Annotated in this window: 1 protein-coding gene; it reads left to right on the top strand. The window is 69.9% G+C overall.

Annotated elements, in window-relative coordinates; genetic code table 11:
* Positions 1 to 594 (top strand): type I pantothenate kinase (gene coaA, locus CCN35_RS26830; protein ID WP_086794636.1); only part of this gene is annotated, 594 nt, incomplete at both ends.

Here is a 594-nt window from a genome sequence, read left to right as displayed (position 1 = left end):
CTGCCGCTGTCCGCCGAGGAGGTCGAGCGGTTGCGCGGTCTGGGTGACGTCATCGACCTCGACGAGGTGCGGGACATCTACCTTCCGCTGTCGCGGCTGCTCAACCTCTACGTCGGCGCCACCAATGAGCTGCGCGGCGCGCTGAACACATTTCTCGGCGAGCAGAGATCCCAGTCCGGTACGCCCTTCGTCATCGGGGTGGCGGGGTCGGTCGCCGTCGGGAAGTCGACCGTGGCCCGGCTGCTGCGGGCGCTGCTGTCCCGCTGGCCGGAGCATCCGCGGGTCGAACTGGTCACCACCGACGGCTTCCTGCTGCCGACCCGGGAGCTCCAGGCGCGGGGGCTGATGTCGCGCAAGGGCTTCCCGGAGTCGTACGACCGCAGGGCCCTGACCCGGTTCGTCGCCGACATCAAGGCCGGCAAGGACGAGGTGACCGCCCCGGTCTACTCCCACCTCATCTACGACATCGTCCCCGGCGAGAAGCTGACCGTGCGCCGCCCCGACATCCTCATCGTCGAAGGGCTGAACGTCCTGCAGCCCGCCCTGCCCGGCAAGGACGGCCGCACCCGGGTCGCGCTCGCCGACTACTTCGAC

It is taken from the genome of Streptomyces thermovulgaris (genome assembly GCF_002155915.1).
GTDB classification, from domain to species: Bacteria; Actinomycetota; Actinomycetes; order Streptomycetales; family Streptomycetaceae; genus Streptomyces; species Streptomyces thermovulgaris.
Note: the sequence above shows the minus strand (reverse complement) of the source record. Positions and strands in the feature narration are given on the sequence as shown.